Consider the following 19,066-nt stretch of genomic DNA (forward strand, 5'->3'; position numbering starts at 1 on the left):
TGTCTCAATTTTATATTGGGAGCAAGCTAAAATGGGACTATACTCATTTTTAGTATTCCTAAGTTTAATTACTCAGTCCACTTTGCTTATGCATATATCAACACACTGCTAAAACATAGTATCAATTTCAAATCCTTAAAGAACAAGATTCAAAACAATATTTCATATTATTAAATTTTAGTTTGATTTCATTTTTATAGAGACTATTTTTATCTATAAGAATTTTTGAATTTATAGAGTTATCAAGAAAATCTAAAGGAAAACAGGATGTATTTATTTTAAAATTTTTCATCTTTGCATAAAGTTCTAATTTTTGTTTTCTTTCATTTATTATAGAATCATAAAAATAAAAGTTTATAAATGCTCCTTTATTTAATAGCATGTCAGTAAAATTATTAGAAGTTATAATATCTATATTATTAAATGAAATATTTGATGATATTCCAAAGGGTATTGAGTTTTCTTTAAGTAAATCCATGTTAAACATAATTTTATCAAAAGTTCCGATTCCACGCTGATAATCTGTTTCATCCTTAAATCCATCAAGAGAAATTATAGGTATAACATTACAGGTTGAATATAATCTATTGCAAATTATAGGACTAAACATTTCTCCATTTGTAAAAGGTATAAATAATATATTAGGATATTTCTTATAAATATTAAATAAGAAGTCCATGGAGAAGGGCTCTTTAGCAATTATAAAAACATAATATATTTTATTTTCTTTGACTTTTGTTAAAATAGTGTCAACATCACTATATGTAAGCTGATTAATATTATTTTCAGGTGATAAATTTATAACAAAGAATGGGAAAGAGCTATGAGCACTGTTATCAAAAACATAATCGAAAAAATTTATAGTGAACTTTTTTAAAAAATTAGGATTTATGTTTAACAATATATTTTCAATGAAATTTTTAACTAAAGGAGTATCATTATAATAATTATAAGCACTTTTTATCTTTTTTTTATTTTCATTATCTTTTATAAGTTTAATAGATAAATTAAATAATTTATCCATATTTTTTGAAGGATTCTTTTCTAAAAGTGAACATACTTTTGAAATTACAATATTTTTAGTAGAATTTTTCATATATCCACTGAAATTCATATTTGCAACATCCCCTAAATTTTCTATTAATACATTTATAGATATATTTATAAAACTTTAAAATATGCTAACTTTAAAAAATATTTTTGACATATGCTTAGATTCTTATATAATAATTTAAGTACAATAAGATTTTGACTAAGTCTCAGATTAGATTTTATTTCTAATTTTGAGACTTTAAAATCGTTATATATTAAAAATATAATAAATGTTTAAATTTATAGTTAAAATTAAAAAAGGAGGGAGATTAATGTGGAAAAAAGAATTGATCTAACAGAAGGTAAGATTGTATCCAAACTTGTAAAACTGGCTTTGCCTATTATGGGAACTTCTTTTATACAAATGGCATACAATATGACGGATATGATATGGATAGGAAAAGTAGGAAGTAAAGCTGTTGCTGGAGTTGGAACGGCAGGGTTTTATAGTTGGCTTGCCATGGCCTTTATTATGATTTCAAAAACAGGAGCAGAGATAAAAGTTGCACAAAAGATGGGAGAGCATAATTTAAGGAAAGTAAAGTCGTACATAGTAAGTGCTATTCAAATAAATTTAGTACTTTCAATTTTATATACAGTGGTTTTATTAGTATTTAGTGATAAACTTATAGGCTTCTTTAACTTAGGGGATGCAGAAGTAATATCAATATCTAAAACATACTTGGTCATTGTAGCAATGGGAATGATATTTTATTTTATAAATCCAGTATTTACTGCAATATTTAATGGTGCTGGAAGCAGTAAAACACCATTTGTAATAAACACTATAGGACTTGCATTTAATATGGTTTTTGATCCTGTTTTAATATTAGGAATAGGACCATTTCCAAAGATGGGGGTAGCAGGAGCGGCTATTGCAACAGTAATTGCTCAAGTAATAGTAAGTTTAAGTTTCATATTTGTTATGATTAAAGGTAAAGAAGAGTATTTAAAGGTAAATGTATTTACAAGACCTAGAATGGATTATATAAAGGTGCTTTGTAATATAGGATTACCTGGAGGAATACAAAATGGATTATTTACTATATTCTCTATGTGTATAGGAAGAATAATAGCAGTATTTGGACCCGTACCCATAGCTGTTCAAAAAGTAGGTTCACAAATAGAAGCTATATCATGGATGACAGCAGGTGGGTTTTCTACTGCACTTGGAACTTTTGTTGGACAAAATTACGGAAGTAAAAGGTATAATAGAATAAATAAGGGTGTAAAAGTTACTATGGTTATGGCTGTGATTATAGGAATACTTGCTTCTCTTTTATTAATACTAGGAGGAGAATATGTATTTTCATTTTTCTTAAATGATCCAGAAGCAGTTGAGCAAGGTACTGTATATTTAAGAATACTAGGTTATTCACAATTATTTATGTGTATAGAGATTACAATAACAGGTGCATTTAATGGACTTGGACGTACATACATACCATCAATCATAGGAATATTACTAACAGGGGCTAGAGTACCAGCTTCATATTTTTTATGCAATCCAAATGTGCTTGGCTTAGACGGGATATGGTGGAGCATAAGCATAAGTAGTATTTTAAAAGGAACAGTATTATTAACTATATATCTATATTTATTAAGGAAAAGAAAATTGTATAGAGAAGAAATACTAGCTTAAAGTTGATAGTAAAAAGTTGCGGAAAAAATCTATATTAGAATTTTAAAACATATATTTTTAGAAAGTGTTATTCACCTATTCTGTTCCTATGTTTTAAGTTTATGTCTATATATGCAATAGGCAAAGTGGCATTGTAATTGGACTTTGAGAATACTTAATGAGTATAGTCCCATTTACTGCTTGTCTCAATTTTATATTGGGAGCAAGCTAAAATGGGACTATACTCATTTTTAGTATTCCTAAGTACAATTACTCAGTCCAGCTTTGCTTATGCATATATAGACATTTTACTAAAACATAGCATTATTATACTATTTCATAATGAACTTTAATTTTTCTTCTAGCTCTAGATTCATCATAAGTGTATTTTAATCCAGATTTAAATATAGTATTTTTTCTTTTAAGAGTAGGGATTTTTTCAAGTGGAAAACACCCAAAATCTCTAAGAATAAATTTAACCATACGTCCAATCATTTGTTTAAACATATCTTCAGGCATTCCAGCTTCAAAAAAATCTTCAATTTCTGGAATTACACCTTCAAGAGCAGGTCTATTAGATTTAGCTGCTTCAATCATATTATAAATACTCTTGGCTTCACATAAAAAATAAAATATTTTAGGTGTAAGATAAAAAGGTTCATATTTTATATACATCCTGTGTTCTGGATGATTAAAAAAATCATCTACATCATACATATAATCACTCCCTAATTGTATTAAATCAAACGTTAGTGTAATATACCTTAATTAAAAATAACATAATTTTAGAATTTTATCAATAATTATTAATAGAAAGAAAAAATATTTAAAATTAAGTAATATTTACATTGATTTAATTATAAATAAATATATAGGAGTATAAGGAGGGGTAAAATTTATGGTAAGTAAAATAGATATATTTTCGGGATTTTTAGGAGCCGGTAAAACAATGCTTATTAAAAGTTTGTTAGCTAACAAGGTTTATGATGAAAATACAGTAATAATAGAAAATGAATTTGGTGAAGTTGGAATAGATGGAACTATATTAAAGGAAAGAAATATAGAAATAAAAGAAATAAATTCAGGATGTATTTGTTGCCAAGTAACAGGTGATTTTATAGAATCTGTGTTAGAAATAATAGAAAAATATAATCCTAAAAATATTATAATTGAACCTTCAGGTGTAGCAAAATTAAGTGAAATATTAAATCTATTAAATAAATATGAATATAAAGAAAAATTTTCAATAAATAGAGTAATTACAGTAATAGATGCGCAAAGGTATGACATGTATTTAAATAATTTTGATGAATTTTATAAGGACCAAATAAAAAAAGCAAAAGTTTTGGTTTTTAGTAGAACAGAGTTAATAGGCAAAGAAGAACTCAAAAAAGTAATTAGCTCTATTAGGAAGATAAATAGTACTGCAAAAATAGTAAGTAAATCTTTGTTAGATAGGGATATAAAAGAAATAAACAAAATAGTAGGGGTTGATGACAAAGCATTATACAACAAGAATGAATTTATAATAAATAAAATAGCTAAACATGCTTCTTTTAGAAAAGAACATAATCATTCTGCAAAAGATGTTTTTGAAAGTTATCCTATAGATTTGAATAATAAAATTAGTGAAGAAGAATTAGAAAGTAAATTTAAAATAATAGAACAAAACAAAGAATATGGAAATGTAATAAGAGCAAAAGGAATTGTTGAAGTTATAAATGGTGGATATTATCAATTTGATTATGTACCAAATGAATTTCAAGGAAGAAAAATAAAATGGGCTAATAAAAAAGTTATTTCTATAATAGGAAGTAATTTAAATAAAAAAGAACTGATTCGTTTATTTAGTTAAGGTGGGATATTAAAATGAAAATTCAAGTTGAAATAGTTACAGGATTTTTAGGAGCCGGGAAAACAAGTTTTATAAATTCTTTGATAAAAGAAAGTTATGTAAAAGGTGAAAAAATAATAGTAATACAATTAGAAAATGGAGAAAACAAAATATCTGACGAAGTTTTAGATTATGGTTTAGTAACAATTTATAAACAAAGTGATTTAAAGAAACTAAGCGAAGATATGATTGGTTTAATAAGAGAGTATTCTCCTAATAGAATAATAATTGAATTTAATGGAACTTACAATTTAGAAGATTTATTTAAAATAATAGATAAAAAGATATATAAAAATAACATTAGTTTAGACAGGATATATTTTATTGGTGATACTAAAAGTTTAAGATCATATGTGCAAAATATGGGTAACTTTTTAGTTCCATTTATTGAACTTTCAAATTTGATGATTTTGAATAATACTAAGAATTGTAATAAAGAAGATATAGAAAGTACTAAAAATATGTTAAAAAATATAAATCCATCAGCATATATATTGGAATCAGAAAATAAAGGGGGATTTAATTCACTGCTTAGAGAAAGTCAAATATTAGATAATACTTTTTTTAAAAAGATAAAAGTTAAGATAAATAATTCCACAAAACATTTAAGGAGAAAAGAGAGTGAAAAATAAAAAGAATAGAAATTTTTTAATAATATCATTTATCATATTTTTAATTATTATAGGATTATATAAATTAGATATGTATGATAAAAATATAATGGAAAAATTTTTTAGTACATTTATAGACATAATGATGGATTCAACTCCTTTTATTGTTTTAGGAGCGATAATTTCAGGTGTGATGCAAATATATATATCAAATGAAACTATACGTAAGTGTATTCCTAAAAATAATATTGTAGGATATTTTGGTGCAGCATTAATAGGTCTTATATTTCCAATATGTGAATGTGCAATAATTCCTATAACAAGAGCCTTAATTAAAAAAGGAGTGCCTCTTGGATTTGCAATGACATTTATGATGGCTGTGCCTTTAATAAATCCAATTGTAATAATGTCAACATATACAGCGTTTAATGATAACATATCTATGGTAATAGCAAGAACGGTGGGCGGATTTGTTGGAGCAATTCTTATAGGAGTTATAATGACCTTGCTTCAAGGCAGAAGACAATATTTATTGATGGACAGATTAATAGACAATAAATCATATTGTAATTGCGGATGTAATGATAATGGAATGATGAAATGTGATGGAAATAAGTTTAAATTACTTTTAGAGCATTCTATAAAAGAATTTTTAGATATTATGAAGTACCTTATAATTGGAGCATTTTTGGCAACTGCATTTCAAGTATTGGTTCCAACCAGTATATTTGATAATATATCAAATGGAAAGATGCTATCTATAATATTTATGATGTTGCTTTCATTTCTATTATCTTTATGTTCGGAAGTTGATGCGTTTATTGGTAAAAATTTATTAAATCAATATCCTTTTTGTAGTGTAGTAGCCTTTTTAATATTTGGGGCTATGTTAGACATGAAAAATCTAATTATGTTATTTGGAACATTTAGAAAGGAATTTGTAATAAAGTTATCTATTACAATAGTATCAGTTGTTATATTGGTTTCAAGCGTATTTTTATTGGCAGGATTATAACAATAATAGAAGTTAATCAAGATAAGTTGAGGGGGAAAGGGTAGAGTTAAAAAATATGGCTGTTTTCATATGAATTTAATGAAAACAGCCACTTTAATCTTTTACTCAACTAAAGTTTTTAAGGTAATATCTTTCTTAGTTATATGATCAAAAATCCAACCATATAAAAAGTTAATTAATGTTTGTAATTCATCGTAGTTTTCTTTATAAAAATTAGATACATTAATATCTAAGATTTGCTTCTTAAATGCTTTATGATCAGCAATATGATCTGCTAGATAAGCATAATGTACCATGCCAAAGTACATTTCTTCATAATAGAAATGATAAGTTACATAATTTCGAAAATCACATACAATTTTAATTGCATCATCTACTTTATAAATTACATTTGGAGTTGCAAGTAGGATTTCTAAATCTCTACATAGTTTAAATAAATATTTGTGTTGTTCATCTATAGTCTCAATGCCAATATTATAGCTATCGTCCCATTTTATCATTTGTACCCCTCTTTATTCGATAATATATATAATAATTTATATATTTATATTATTATATAATAAAAATATAAAAAGTTTCAAATTGAATATGTATAAATATACATGAAATACCTCTAAAATAGAACGAATTTTATAATAAACATAAAATATCGGATATAAGCATAAATATTACACCTATTATCCGATAGTTTTTATAGTATATTTAATTCAAAACATTTTTTAACTATTGAGCGTATTTTTCATCTAATATAATTTCAATATAACTAAGTTTATTTTCTACACTAGCATCTGATGCTACTGTTATTTTATAAGTATTAAATTTATTATTCCAAACTAGACCAATAGGTGCAGTTACATCTGGTGTTTGAGCACTAATGCCTAATACATTTAAGATGTTAATACCATCATTAGGATATTTTAGTTCTTTTATTGGTATAATTTTAATAATTGCAGATTTAGAATCAACGTAAGTTATTTCAAAAGTATAGTCATCTTTTTCATAAGTAACTTTATCACCATCTGTGCTTTTAGGATTTCCTAAAACTTTTTTAATAGCATTTTGATCCTTATCTTTTAAATCATCTATACTAACAACCTTCTTTACTTCTGCAGTAGAAGATTCAACATTTCCTGGTAGAGTTGAATTAGCATTTTCATTTTGAGTTTGTTCAGTAGTGTTATTAGTATCGTTATTAGTATTATTAGGCTTTCCACATGATACTAATGTTATAATACATAGTAGTGAAATTACTGATAATTTAATAAATTTTTTTTTCATGAGCGTCTTCCTCCTAAGATATTAAAAAATTTCCCTATATTTACATAGTAAAATTTGTTCTTTGTAGAATATTATATCACTATTTATTTTTAATAAAAGTAAAGTAATAGAATCTTAATAAAGATTAAATTTTAATGTAATCTTTGCTTAAATTTAAGTAGTTTAAATCCATTTTCTGAAACATAAACCCCAAGTAATACTAATATTGCACCAAAAGTAGAGTATAGAGTAAGACTTTCATTTAATATAAAGAAAGAAGCTATCATTGTAACAGCTGGTATTAAATAAATGTAATTATTAGTTTTAATAATTCCTAAATTATCAACTGTATAATTCCAAACAACGTAGCATATTCCAGACGCTATTACTCCTAGAAATAACAAATTGAATATTATTTTTGGTTGCGATAATGACATGGTATTTATATTACTAGATGATGAAAACAATATAAATGGCAATATAGTTAATAATGCATAAAAAAATATTTTTCTAGTTATATATATGTAGTTGTACTTACCACTAATTTTTTTTAAAGTTACTGAATAAACAGCCCAACATAATGCAGCAGATAAAGCTAAAATATCTCCAATTGGATTTAATTTTAATATAAAATTTCCATTAAAGATAACTAAAAATACACCTAAAATTGCAATTATAAATCCAATAAATAAATTTTTATTTAAATTTTCTCCTTTGGAAAAAAAGTGTGCCATAAATGCTGTTAAAATTGGAGCAGTAGCAAGAATTAATGCTACATTAGATGTAAGAGAATAAATTAATGCAGAATTTTCAGTAATAAAATATAAAGATCCTCCAGTGATTCCAGCAAGCAAAAATAAAGATTCTTCTTTTATTGATGTTATTTTATGAAATTTGGGATGAATTAGTAAAAGCATAATATATGCTATTAAAAATCTAAGAAACATTATTTCTGCTGGAGTGAAATTACTAAGTAATACTTTAGTAGATACAAAAGTAGTACCCCAAACTACTATTGTAAAAAACGCTAAAAAGTTTAATGATAACTTTTTATTATTCATATGAATCAAGTCCCCCTTTAAGTTATGTATTTTTTGCTATGTGGTAAATTATATATTAATAATAAATTTGTGTAAATAAGATATTAATTTAAGCAAAATGAATATTGATAAACTTTTTGCAGTATATTTAATCCTATTTAAAGGGATATTAAGTTTTGCTATAGAAGTATATTATTAGGGATAAAGGGGAGGTAAATTAATGAATGATATAATTTTTAAAACAGTAGACGGAGTGGTGTATGCAGGAAAAGTCACATACTTTGGAAAAGAAGAATTATCAGTAAAAAATCTAAATATATTAAATGAGTTTGAAGAAAAAGATGTGCCAGCACTTAAAGAAAATGTATACGAAGATGGTGATGTATGGTTTTATACTAATAAAATAATTTGGTATAAAAATAGGAGATAATTTAAATATGATTAAAAAGATTACTTAATTAATGGGTTTGTATTAAGTAATCTTTTTAATTTATAATAAATTATATTTAAAAGTCTAGTCTAATTAATGAAAGAAATAAATTACTTATCTTTATTTTTAAGTACTCCATTAGAAATAATTTTTTCTTGGAATTCTACATTAAATGCTTTTTCATATTTTTTTATTATGTTCATTTGTTTATCAGTAACTATACAGATAGAAGTACCTTTTGCATTACCTCTAGCAGTTCTACCAGATCTATGTAAGTACTCATCAAGTTTTAATGGAAGATCTAAATTAAATACATGAGTAATATCAGTAATATCAAGACCTCTAGCAGATACATCTGAAGAAACTAATATTTTGATTTTACCTGTTTTAAAGCTATCAATAGCATTTTTTCTTTCTTCTTTAGAAATACTTCCACTCATAGCAAAACATTCTCTATTATGATAATTAAGTTTTAAAGAAGTTAATTCAATATCTTTATTATCATTAACAAATATTAATGCTCTTTTTGGATCTTCAGCTGCTATTATTTTTCTAAGTACTTCAAATTTATCTCTTCTATCACATTTTACATACACATGTGAAATGTTAGGATTAATTGAAGATTTACCTTGTGATTTAACTATTAATGGATCTTTCATTAATTCCTTTAATGAATCAACTATTTCAGGAGTAATAGAAGCAGAAAAGGCCATTAATTGTCTATCTCTCATAGTTGTTTTAATTATGTCTTTAACAATTTGAGCTCTCTTTGGATCCAATAAATTGTCAACTTCATCAATAACAATAGTTTTTATAGTATGAGCAGTGATCTTTTTCTTTCTTATAAGATCAAGAACTCTACCAGTTGATCCAACTATTATATGAGGCTTAACTTCTTTAAGCTTTTTAATTTGATTATTTATATTAACATCACCGATTATTCCAAGTGATTTAACGTTTATTCCAGAGTTATCTGAAAGCAATTTAATTTGAGCCTCTATTTGCATAACTAATTCATGAGTTGGTGCTAAAATTATTGCTTGAATATCTTTAGTTTCAGTATTTATTCTTTCAAATATAGGAAGAAGATAAGCTAAAGTTTTACCACTTCCAGTAAATGATTCTCCCATTATGTCTTTATTTTCTAAAGCTTCATTTATAACTAAACTTTGAATTTCAGTTGGAACAGTTATATTTTGCTTTTCTAATGCACTTATTATATCTGAACTTAAATTTAAATCGTTTAATGATTTTGTCATATTATAAAAATTCTCCTTTGTTTTTAAATATTAGTATGCTTAATTATATACTTAATATATGTATTTTTCTAGTTAAACTTGTATTTGTAGTATATAATCATAGAGTTAGATAAATTTTAGTTAATATTTAATGAATATTACCATAAGAGTAAATATTGTTATTTCTAAGTTATAACTTTTAATAAAAAAGTATTTTTTGAAATAGATATTTAACATATAGGCTAAAATAAATTTGTTATAATAAGTAAAGTGAATTTTAGATATTTCATTGAGATAAAAAAGGAGACAATTAAAAAATGAGTAAAGAATTTAATAAATTTGAGTTAAGTGGTGAATTGCTAAAGGCAATAGATAATTTAGGATATAAGACTCCATCAGAGGTTCAAGAGAAAGCAATACCAGAAATACTTAGAAATAAGGATTTAGTTGTAAAATCTCAAACAGGAAGTGGAAAGACAGCTTCTTTTGGTATTCCATTATGTGAAAAAATAGACTGGGATGAAAATAAACCTCAAGTGTTAGTATTAGCGCCAACAAGAGAATTAGCAGTTCAAATTAGTGAAGATATATCTAATATAGGAAGATATAAAAGAATTAATTGTGTACCTATCTTTGGAAAGCAATCAATAATGGATCAAGAAAGAAAATTAAAGCAAAAAACACATATAGTTGTTGGTACTCCAGGCAGAGTATTAGATCATATAGATAGAGGAAGCCTTGATGTGTCAAAGATAAATTATTTTGTTATAGATGAAGCAGATGAAATGCTTAATATGGGATTCATAAAACAAGTAGAAGCTATAATAAGAAGAATACCAAAGAAAAGAGTAACATTATTATTTTCTGCAACTATACCTGATGAAATAAAAAACTTATGTGACAAACATATGAATAGACCAATTGATATAGCAATTAAATCTCAAAATTTAACAAGCGATAATGTAAGTCACTATGCTTATCATATAGGATATAACGAAAAACTAGATTTATTAAATAATATACTTATATCTGAAATGCCAGAAACTTCAGTTGTATTTTGTAGAACAAAAGAAAATGTTGATACAGTACATGAATATTTAAATAAAAAGGGTTATTCAACTAATAAGATACATGGTGGAATGATGCAAAAAGACAGACTTGATACTATGGAGCAATTTAGAAGAGGTGACTTTAGAATTTTAGTAGCAACAGATATAGCTTCAAGAGGTATAGATATAGAGGGAATTACACATGTTATAAACTATGATATTCCAGTTGAAAAAGAAGCATATGTACATAGAATAGGAAGAACAGGACGTGCAGGGGCTAAAGGAGTAGCATTAACTTTTTGCAAAGATTCTGGAGATAGATATTTAAATGAAATTGAAGAATACATAGGCTTTAAACTAGAGGTTAAAAATATTCCAAGCAAAGAAGAAATAATTAAAAGCACAGAAAAAGCAATGGAAGTATTAAAAAGTAAACCAAAGAAGAAGAAGGAAAAGAGTAATGCTGTAAATAAAGATATAATGAAGATATATCTAAATGGTGGTAAGAAAAAGAAAATTCGTCCAGGGGACATAGTTGGAGCTGTAACTAAAATACCAGGAGTAACTGGTGAAGACATTGGAATAATAGATGTTCAAGATTTAGCTTCATACGTAGATATATTAAATGGAAAAGGTAAAATTGTAATAAATGGACTAAAGACAGCTACAATTAAAGGTAAAAAGCTTAAATGTGATAGAGCAAGAGGTTAACTTTAAGTAAAGTGTTTATCTATGAATAAGCAAAGTTGGACTGAGTAATTGAACTTAGGAATATTATAATAATTTGATTAAATAGTATAATTTAGTTATACTGAATAAAGAATAGTAATTAGTTAAAGAATCACTTTTCAAATATATATATATATAATAATAATAGTGTGTTAGTTTTAGTGTGAAGGAATTTATAGAATTTTTTTAGTGCTTAAAATTAGATAAAATCTAAGATAATTAAATATAGAAATTCAAAAAGTGAATTTAGTAAAGAGGTGTATTTAAAATTATGTTTTCAAATAGAAATGCAAAATGCTGGTGTGGCAGCGGATTAAAATATAAGAGATGCCATTTAGAGTTTGATGAAAAGTTAGAAAGTTTAAGATTAAAAGGTGAAATTGTTCCACCGAGAGAAGTAATAAAGAGTTCAGAAGACATAGAAGGAATAAGAAAGAGCTCAGAAGTTAACAATGGAGTTTTAGATTTAGTTGCAAGTAAGATAAAGGCAGGAATGTCTACTTTAGATATAGATAAATTGGTTTATGACTATACAGTAGAACATGGTGCTATACCTGCACCTTTAAACTTTGAAGGATTCCCTAAGAGTGTATGTACTTCTATAAATAATGAAGTATGTCATGGTATACCAGATGAAAAGATAATACTTAAAGATGGAGATATCGTAAATGTAGATGTATCAACAATTCTTAATGGATATTATTCAGATGCATCAAGAATGTTTATGATAGGTGAAGTTAGTGAAGATGCTAAGAAATTAGTTGAAGTAGCTAAGGAATGTATGGAAGCTGGAATAAAAGCAATAAAACCATGGGGTCACTTAGGTGATATTGGAGCTGCTTGTCAAGAAGTAGCACATAAGAATGGTTACACAATTGTTAGAGCTTTAGGTGGTCATGGAGTAGGAAATCAATTCCATGAAGAACCTTTTGTACCTCATATCGGTAAAAAAGGTACAGATATGGTCTTAGTACCAGGAATGGTATTAACAGTAGAACCAATGGTTAATGCTGGTGGATATGATGTATATGTAGATGCAGAAAATGAATGGACTATATATACAGAAGATGATTCATTATCAGCTCAATGGGAACATACAGTTTTAATAACTGAAACTGGAGTTGAAATATTAGCTAAATAATTTTGGTGTGTTTCAAGGATAGTGCTTATATTATATATGTATAAGTAAAGCTGGATGGAGTAATTGAAATTAGGAATACTAAAATGAATATAAAATATTATAATTAATTATACAAGAGATTACCATCCTGTGTTTGTGGTTAAACATGGGATGGTATTTTTTTGTAAGAGTTTGTTTTTGATAATAATAATCTTAGAACATTTATTTAAGATTGGTATAAATATATTATATGAGCACTTATATTAATAAAGCTTATTAATATTAAGGAGTTTTTTTATGGAAGATGAACAAATAAAGGATATTATAGTAGCTTTAATAAACAATAAGATGTTTCCTGAGGGAAAAGATGAAGAACATACAGCTAAATATGTAGCTAGATTTATAAAAACATTAGAAAAAGAATTAGATAAATAAGATGAGGGCTGGTGGAGGGGTGCCTCCACCATGAAACCCACGAAAATCATTTTATTATTGGATTTTCGTGGGTTTATTTTTAGTGTATGAATTTAGAATAATTAATAGTGAACCGTATCATAAATAAATGAGGTTGAGAGCTTTAGGCATTGATATGACTTACCTAGGGCTATTTTTATTAGTGAAAATACCGTATTATAAACAGAATAAACTATTAAAATAATAGATAATAAACTAATTTTAAATTTAGACCTAAAATATGAAGGTTATGACATTGTTGATGAAAAGTGGTAAAATATAAGAAAAGATTTAATGTTTAGGGGGAAATATGGAGGTAAAAGCAAAAAGAAAGGATATATTAATATTAATATTTTCAGTTATATTATTAGGGGTACAGATTTCATTAATAAGCAATATATTGTTCGATAAATATTATAAAGATAATATAAAACTATTTGTATTAATAATAATAGTTTTATTATTATTAAATATTTTTCTTATAATAAATATAATGATTAAATACGAAATTTATAAGAAAGAAATAGAATTAAAATTTGTGTATGATTATAGCAAAAAGAAATTTATTGATATACCATTTAATTCTACAAGTGTAAATGCTAGAGTATTATTTGATAATTTACCTGAAAAACATAAAGATAAGATTTATTATAATATTGAGGAAAGAATTATTAATGGATTAACAGAGGATAATTTAGAGAGCCACAAACAATTTTTCCATTTTATTGACTGTTTTTTAATACAATTAATATTTACTAGAATACTTAAGGGAAGAATACAGCGAGATAAAAAAAAGAAGTATTTTGATATAGATATAAACTATCTTAAGGAATTACTTGTAAAGTTTAGATACATAGATGTTGATGAAATGTTAGGCGTGTGTAATTCAATTAGTATTGGGAATATAGTATTGAAAAGTTCTTGTTTAAGTTTACCAGAAGGTTTTAATATTAAAAAAGTGGAAAAAAACAATATAAGGCTAGAGTCTAAATATGGATTTATTTACCTTAAATGGGACAGTTGTGCAGGAGGAGTGAGTCAAGAAACAAAAATGATATCGGAAATTGAAGGTATAAATTTAGATGAATGTAACGAGATAACTGTTAATTTATCTCTTGAATATGGGTTTAAGCCATTAAAGTTATTTAAGTCATCTACAGTTGAGTTTGAAGATTTCATAAAAGTATGTGAACAACAAATGGTGAAATTTGATAAAAGTACAACTGTAAGTAAATATAAATTAAAGCTTATGCATGAATTAAGCAGAAAAGTTATTGAAAAGAGTATATAAATTTTTACGCATGATAAATTAAAGTAGTATATGCATTAGAAGATAGGTGAGAATTAATAATGTCGTTATACTTATTTAATTAGGGTCAACATTAATGGTCGTAGAAAAATAATTATAATCTAAATAATTAACCGCATTTACAATAGTTACGGAGAACCATATCATAAGTAAGTGAGGTTTTTATTTCAAAAATATTAGGTGAAAATTTGGAGGATTTCCACTAACAGGGTAAAATATTTGTGTGATATTAACTTTACTCAAAGGAGATGGGGATTAATGGCTAATATAAATGATTTTAAGATTGTTAATATGAAAAGTAAAAGAATGTTTGAATATATTGATATTGATAATACTGAACAAATTAGTGATATTCAAAAAAGTAGATTAGGATTTTATCATTTGATTTTAGAAAATATAACTGGATTAAGAGAAGTTGATGAAATAAAGTCAACAATTATTGATACAGACTATAATAAAATTGTAAATAACATAAGTATAAATGATTTAGGAATAGATGCTATTTACATAAATAATGAGTCGGAGAAAGAAAAAGAAGTACAACTTTTTAATTTTAAATTCAGAGAAAAGTTTAATGCAGATAAAACTAAAAGTGAGAATGATCTTGCTACAAGCACTAAATTTCTAGAACATCTTATTAGTGAAGAGGATTTAGATAATTTAGATATTGACGAGATAGTTAAGGCGAAAATATTAGAGGTAAGAGAATTATTAAATAGCAATATGATTTGTAATATAACTTTATATATGGTTTCTAATGAAGCAAAAGGTTATGCACCAACTTCTAATACATATATAAATATATTAGAAAAAAATTATGGAATGAAGATAATTAACATATCGTTAGATGATATCATTGGATTTTTTAATACACCTAAAGATGACCAACAAAGTAAATTTATAATTTCTTCAAATGATTTTTTATCATTTGAAAGTGATGAGAAATCTACTAAAAAATCATATATTATTAAAATGTCTTTAATAGATCTTATAAGAATAACATGTAGTAATAGTGAGTTAGCAAAAGAATATAATATAGAAGATGATAACTCAGTAGAAGATTGTATATTAGATTTTTCTTTATTATATGATAATGTAAGAGGATATTTAGGTGAAACTAAATATAATAAAAATATAAATAGTACTTTGAAAAATAAACATAAGGACTTTTTTATGTTTAATAATGGAATTACATTAACAGCTAAAAATATTATATCTGATGAAAAAAATAGTGGAAAAAAATATTTATTTACAATAAATGGATTTCAAATAGTAAATGGGGGTCAAACAATAAGATCAATTTATAATTTTCTTCAAAATGATAGTGATTCAGACAGATTTACAAAGTTAAGAGAGTCATTTGTTTTGGTAAGAATGTTTAACATCAATGAAGATAATGAATTGAAAAATTTTATTGCAGAGTATACAAATAGTCAAAATGCTATATCACCTACAGATTTAAAATCGGTAGATGATATTCAAATACAATTAGAAAGATATTTTAAAGAAGCTAAAGTACTATATACAAGAAAAGCGGGTGAGACAGGTAGTACCGAAGTAAATTATGATTATAGAATATCAATGGAGAGACTAGGTCAAATACTATATTCTATTAATGGTTATCCGGATAGAGCAAGTAATCAAAAGAAAAGGTTATTCCAAGAATATTATGATGATATATTTAAAAGTAATACATTTACTCTAGAAGATGCATTAAAATATAGTAATTTATTTATTGAGATTGAAAGAGTTTATAAAAAATACTCAAGTGAGATAAAGTATTATGAACAAAAGGCTTTTTATATATTATATATAATAAAAAATAAAGACTATTCAATACAAGATTCAATAAGTAAATTAGAAGAGTTAATAAAAAGTTATAATGCTGATGTTTCTGAGTCAAGAAAATTAATACAAAAAGGATTTAAAGAGCATATAAATAATAACTTAAATATAGTTGAAAAATAAGAAGCTTCTATAGTGAATTTTAATCTTTATAGTAAACATTAAGAATCTTAAGGTTATAAGTTGGTAGAAAATAAAATTATGCATAGTTGTTAGAAAAACCTCACTTAATACTGATACGGAGAACCGTACCATAAATAAGTGAGATCTTTACTAAAATTGGATAATTCAATATAGATGATTGGATAATTATGTTCCATAGTAATAAAGAGACCCTATACAATTTAAAAGATTGTTGAATTGTATAGGATCTCTTTATTGTAAAAATAAGTTTTGACTAATAATTAATAAATATATTATGTAGAGATAACAGTGTGATAGAGATACTTTAAAATTGATAATATGGTAAAATTATTTGAAATAGCTCATATTTATCTACATAGTCCTTTGGAGTACGATTTGGAGTTACTTAAAAATGAATAAAGGTTAATCAGGTGATATATTAGAATAAATACCTTATGGATTTATAAAAAGCATACTAGAGTGTTTTGAGTAAAATCCTAAATGAAAATATAGAAGTTGAATAATAGAATAAGTTGTTATATATGTATGATAATATCAGAAATAACAATGAATGTTAAGATTTTAAAGGAGATGAAGGGATGAGAAAAGGTATAAATGCTATTGTTGAAAGAAGAATATATGCTGAATCTATGGGGAGATGTATGAATCCAAAGTGTCAAGCAGAATTATTCAAAGAGAGTGGAGACATAATGGAAAAGGCGCATATAATTCCTTATTGTAAAACAGTAGACAACTCATTTGAAAATTTAATTATTTTATGTCCAAATTGTCATACAAACTTTGATAAAAATAATGCATTTAGCACAGATGAGGTTAAGGAATGGAAGAAAATACGCGCAGATGAGTTTAAAAGATTTTTTAGTAAAGAGTATGATAACTTTGAAGATTTAAAAAGTAAAGTAGTTCCATTATTATTAGAGAATCGAGCTATATTTGAAAATTATTATCTACAGAATAAAAGGCAGCTATGGGATAGTGTTGAAGGGAGGGTTTTATCAAATAATAGTATTATAAGAGAAGTTTTAAAACAGAATACTAAGTTGATTCAAAAGCATAGTGTAAAAGAATTCTCAAATCTAGAAATAGTAAAAAGATTTCTCCTTCATATTGATGAATTTGAAAATACGCGATTAAGTAATGAAAAAGTAAGAGGCGCACTATTTCCGACTGAGATTAATTCTTTGTTTGGAATAGAACCTTTAGAAGATAGGTTCTTGCCATCTGTAGAGTCTATTGAGTGTTTAATAGAAGCATTGCAAAATAAAGGAGAATTTGAAACTATTGTTTTAGGTGAAGATAAGCCATATATATGTATTAAAAAGAACAATGGTTCTGAAAAAATTTATCTTAATGATACTCCTAGATTGAGACAAATGTATTATGATAATAATTGTTTTAGGTCAACTGATATTCGTTTTGAAAGTTTAAATTATGCTCTAAAATATATAAAAGCAAGAGGACTAAAATTTGATTTTTTAGATATTAAGAATTTAAAAGTAGTTATGGTAAATGATGTGAAGATAGTTTTTGTTTATAAGTATTGTTTAAGCAAAGTTGAACTCTTACAACTAGCTCCAGAGGAAAAATGTGTAATTTTAAATTTACATAATTGGAATGGTAAAAGTTGTATTTCACAAGAAGCATATGAATTAGCAGAAGAAATGAAAGTTAGGCTACTAACAATGGATGAATTTTATGGATATATCAACAGTATCAGAAATTAAAGATAGTGTTATTCAAAAAATTATATATCATATAGAATTGTTTCGATTTTTTGAAAATATCTATCTATTTGGATCTATACTTAATGAGAAAAAAAATCCGAATGATATAGATTTATTGCTAATATACAAAGATTTTTCTAGTAGTCTTTTAATAGATTTAGAAAAGATAAGAACCACTTTTAAACAATTGTATGGATTTTCTTTTGATTTAACTGTACTAAGTGAAAATGAAGCAGAAGAAGTCAGTTTTATAATTAGATTAAATTCAAAATACTTAAAACTAAAATAATGGATTTTTATATTTATAAAATAAATAATAATTTAATAGAGTATTAAGAAATGAAGAAGTTCCTATTAGAAGTGCTTTTTCTATTTTAGGAGGGATTCACATGATAGAGATAGCATATTTAAGAGAAATAGAAAAGGTTCAGAGGTTACCAGGCGAAGTGAACGAGGTAATTAAATGCATATTAGAAATACTTGATTAAAAATATG

18 protein-coding genes are annotated in these 19,066 nt (G+C 25.4%); 12 read left to right on the top strand and 6 right to left on the bottom strand.

Translation table 11 applies throughout. The features are described 5' to 3' along the window. Positions 1–127: 127 nt before the first annotated feature. Positions 128–1,114 (bottom strand): radical SAM protein, encoded by a 987-nt coding sequence (locus RGC78_RS10390; protein ID WP_252212788.1) that lies wholly within the window; start codon positions 1,112–1,114, stop codon positions 128–130. A gap of 252 nt (positions 1,115–1,366) precedes the next feature. Between RGC78_RS10390 and RGC78_RS10395 the strand changes: the two genes are divergently transcribed. Then, positions 1,367–2,734: an MATE family efflux transporter gene (locus RGC78_RS10395; protein ID WP_309556593.1), complete on the top strand. Its 1,368-nt coding sequence runs from the start codon at positions 1,367–1,369 to the stop codon at positions 2,732–2,734. 306 nt (positions 2,735–3,040) lie between these two features. On the opposite strand, the gene RGC78_RS10400 is transcribed toward RGC78_RS10395, so the two are convergent. Continuing rightward, entirely contained in the window at positions 3,041–3,430 is a 390-nt protein-coding gene (locus RGC78_RS10400) for a hypothetical protein (protein WP_003371490.1), read from the bottom strand. A gap of 181 nt (positions 3,431–3,611) precedes the next feature. Between RGC78_RS10400 and RGC78_RS10405 the strand changes: the two genes are divergently transcribed. From RGC78_RS10405 to RGC78_RS10415, 3 genes are read left to right on the top strand one after another with little or no spacing between them, the layout of a single operon-like run. Then, on the top strand, positions 3,612–4,568 hold the full coding sequence (locus RGC78_RS10405; protein ID WP_309556594.1) for a CobW family GTP-binding protein: 957 nt from the start codon (positions 3,612–3,614) through the stop codon (positions 4,566–4,568). Positions 4,569–4,582: 14 nt separating this feature from the next. Continuing rightward, positions 4,583–5,239: a GTP-binding protein gene (locus tag RGC78_RS10410; RefSeq protein ID WP_252212785.1), complete on the top strand. Its 657-nt coding sequence runs from the start codon at positions 4,583–4,585 to the stop codon at positions 5,237–5,239. Continuing rightward, a complete protein-coding gene (locus RGC78_RS10415) occupies positions 5,229–6,233 on the top strand; it encodes a permease (RefSeq protein WP_252212784.1) in 1,005 nt (334 codons plus the stop codon). The genes RGC78_RS10410 and RGC78_RS10415 overlap by 11 nt, the downstream gene beginning before the upstream one ends. A 101-nt stretch (positions 6,234–6,334) precedes the next feature. On the opposite strand, the gene RGC78_RS10420 is transcribed toward RGC78_RS10415, so the two are convergent. The 3 genes from RGC78_RS10420 to RGC78_RS10430 form a co-directional block, all read right to left on the bottom strand. Then, the gene (locus tag RGC78_RS10420) at positions 6,335–6,733 is read right to left on the bottom strand and encodes a bacteriohemerythrin (protein ID WP_252212783.1); all 399 of its coding nucleotides are present in this window, start codon (positions 6,731–6,733) and stop codon (positions 6,335–6,337) included. Between the two features lie 223 nt (positions 6,734–6,956). Further along, the gene (locus RGC78_RS10425; RefSeq protein WP_252212782.1) at positions 6,957–7,511 is read right to left on the bottom strand and encodes a hypothetical protein; all 555 of its coding nucleotides are present in this window, start codon (positions 7,509–7,511) and stop codon (positions 6,957–6,959) included. 131 nt (positions 7,512–7,642) lie between these two features. Further along, complete coding sequence (locus RGC78_RS10430; protein ID WP_252212781.1) at positions 7,643–8,551, bottom strand: DMT family transporter; 909 nt, start codon at positions 8,549–8,551, stop codon at positions 7,643–7,645. Between the two features lie 199 nt (positions 8,552–8,750). Here RGC78_RS10430 and RGC78_RS10435 point away from each other — a divergent pair, with 199 nt between their 5' ends. Next, positions 8,751–8,960, top strand: a complete 210-nt coding sequence (locus RGC78_RS10435; protein WP_252212780.1) for a hypothetical protein — start codon at positions 8,751–8,753, stop codon at positions 8,958–8,960. A 110-nt stretch (positions 8,961–9,070) separates the two neighbouring features. Here RGC78_RS10435 and RGC78_RS10440 read toward each other — a convergent pair whose 3' ends face one another. After that, positions 9,071–10,219, bottom strand: coding sequence for a DEAD/DEAH box helicase (locus tag RGC78_RS10440; RefSeq protein ID WP_252232607.1), 1,149 nt, complete (start codon positions 10,217–10,219; stop codon positions 9,071–9,073). Between the two features lie 296 nt (positions 10,220–10,515). Here RGC78_RS10440 and RGC78_RS10445 point away from each other — a divergent pair, with 296 nt between their 5' ends. The 7 genes from RGC78_RS10445 (at position 10,516) to RGC78_RS10475 (ending at position 18,860) form a co-directional block, all read left to right on the top strand. Continuing rightward, on the top strand, positions 10,516–11,958 hold the full coding sequence (locus tag RGC78_RS10445) for a DEAD/DEAH box helicase (RefSeq protein WP_309556595.1): 1,443 nt from the start codon (positions 10,516–10,518) through the stop codon (positions 11,956–11,958). Positions 11,959–12,247: 289 nt separating this feature from the next. Further along, on the top strand, positions 12,248–13,117 hold the full coding sequence (map, locus tag RGC78_RS10450; RefSeq protein WP_309556596.1) for a type I methionyl aminopeptidase: 870 nt from the start codon (positions 12,248–12,250) through the stop codon (positions 13,115–13,117). A 276-nt stretch (positions 13,118–13,393) separates the two neighbouring features. After that, positions 13,394–13,531, top strand: coding sequence for a hypothetical protein (locus RGC78_RS10455; protein WP_003374026.1), 138 nt, complete (start codon positions 13,394–13,396; stop codon positions 13,529–13,531). A 328-nt stretch (positions 13,532–13,859) separates the two neighbouring features. Next, positions 13,860–14,840 (top strand): hypothetical protein, encoded by a 981-nt coding sequence (locus tag RGC78_RS10460; protein WP_309556597.1) that lies wholly within the window; start codon positions 13,860–13,862, stop codon positions 14,838–14,840. Positions 14,841–15,116: 276 nt separating this feature from the next. Next, on the top strand, positions 15,117–16,826 hold the full coding sequence (locus RGC78_RS10465; RefSeq protein ID WP_309556598.1) for an AIPR family protein: 1,710 nt from the start codon (positions 15,117–15,119) through the stop codon (positions 16,824–16,826). A gap of 599 nt (positions 16,827–17,425) precedes the next feature. Further along, a complete protein-coding gene (locus RGC78_RS10470; protein ID WP_309556599.1) occupies positions 17,426–18,571 on the top strand; it encodes an HNH endonuclease signature motif containing protein in 1,146 nt (381 codons plus the stop codon). Beyond that, positions 18,543–18,860: a nucleotidyltransferase domain-containing protein gene (locus RGC78_RS10475; RefSeq protein ID WP_309556600.1), complete on the top strand. Its 318-nt coding sequence runs from the start codon at positions 18,543–18,545 to the stop codon at positions 18,858–18,860. Before RGC78_RS10470 ends, RGC78_RS10475 begins: the two co-directional genes overlap by 29 nt. The last annotated feature ends 206 nt before the right edge of the window (positions 18,861–19,066 follow it).

Source organism: Clostridium aquiflavi, assembly GCF_031344075.1.
Classification (GTDB): Bacteria; Bacillota; Clostridia; order Clostridiales; family Clostridiaceae; genus Clostridium; species Clostridium aquiflavi.